Below are 1,645 nucleotides of genomic sequence, written 5' to 3' on the forward strand. Positions count from 1 at the left end.
GGCCCTGTCTCATATTCGGTGGTGACGGATCGTGTCGCTATCCGAGGAGGATGCGGTGGCGGAGCAGGGTGAAGCCTGCTCGTCCGTGCATCTGGCGTGCGATCCGCTTGGTCTTGGTGTTGACGCCCTCGGTGGGGCCGTTGCTGTACGGAAGCGTGAGCGCGGCGATCACGGCGTCGCGGTCTCGATCCAGACCGCGGGTGAAAGCGTGCAGATGAGGCAGATCGGCTGTGCGGACCTGGGCGATCCATGGATCGAGCTGGGCGGCATGTTCTGGGCGAGGAGTCAGGAGTTCGGCGAAGTCCCCGATGCAGGCGGCCAGTTGGGTCATCTCATGGCAGGCGGCGGTGAGCCGGGCCAGAAGATCGCGATACTCGGTCTTGAGGTTGTCCGGCCGGGTGAGGATCATCCGAGCGAGGCGGCGCGGGGAGATGTGGCTGCGGTCGGCGTCCGCACGGCCCTGGTTGATGTACTTGTGCAGGAGGTTCAGGCAGCCGGTGAACCCGAGGGCCTTGATCTCTTCGAAGAGGTGCTGGACGGGGACGCCGGGGTCCTCGGCCCGGCGTTTACGCAGGTGCTCGCGGTAGGGATCGACGAGGCTGGCGCGATACTTGGGGACGCGGAGCATGCGCTCGGGCCGATCGGCTCGCGCGTAGCGTTTGACGGTGTTCAGGGCCAGTTCCAGTCGGCGGGCGCATTCGAGCAGGCCCACGCCTTGATCGAGCAGGTTGTGGACCTGGTGCCAGCGTTCCAGGGTCGTCTGCGCGCGGGGTCCCTCGTAGATGGGCGCGTCCAGTAGCGTGGCCCAGCAGGTGCTGTGTGCCTTGACCTCGCTCAAGACGGCTTCGCACAGGTTGTGCCACAGATGCCACCGATCACCGACCTGCGTCGCACGGGGCAGGGCACGGCGGATGGCCTCGGCGTAGGTCGCGGAGCCGTCGCGGCACACGACGTCGATGCCCGGATGTTCACGTAGCCACGCCTCCAGGGTGTCTGCCGTGCGGTCGGGCAGCACGTCGATCCGCTCATGCGTCTCGGCATCGATGATCACGGTGGCGTAGCGGTGACGCCGGCGCAGAGCGAAGTCGTCGACGCCGATTACACGGGGCGTCCGCCCTGCGGGCAGCGGGATGCGCAACAGGGCACGCAGAGCCGTGTGACGCGAGACGCCCGCCGCGAGTATGGCCAGTAAACGTGCCCCCGCCCGGCCCGCTAACTCCTTGACCACTGCCTTGACTTGCCTGGTCAGGCGAGTGGTGCGTCGCTGGTATCGGTCCAGGACTCCGGGCACCTGCTCGCGGAAAGTATGTCGGCAGCCGCGAGTGGGGCACACCAGACGCCGCACCCGCACACGGACCACCACCCGTCGGCTGTCGACCGGTACGTCGGCCACCGTCCGCCAGTGGTAGCCGTGCACGCGCCCCGACGACGCCCCGCACACCGGGCAGACCGCCGTGTCCTGCGGCGTTCGTGCCCGCACCACGATCCGCTCGCCCTCGTCGGCCACATCCTCGATGACCAGCGGGGACAGGCCCGAAAACACCATCTGGACAAGCTCGTTGACATCCTTCACGTGACTATCAACGACCTTCACGACTCTGCGTCACCACCGAATGTGAGACAGGGCCGTTGATTGGACAGTCCC

At 67.2% G+C, this 1,645-nt stretch carries 1 protein-coding gene; it reads right to left on the reverse strand.

Translation table 11 applies throughout. The features are described from left to right. Positions 1-37 precede the first annotated feature (37 nt). On the reverse strand, positions 38-1,546 hold the full coding sequence (locus ACWFR4_RS48785; RefSeq protein ID WP_453658427.1) for an ISL3 family transposase: 1,509 nt from the start codon (positions 1,544-1,546) through the stop codon (positions 38-40). Positions 1,547-1,645 lie beyond the last annotated feature (99 nt).

This window comes from Streptomyces sp. NPDC055140 (assembly GCF_053607285.1).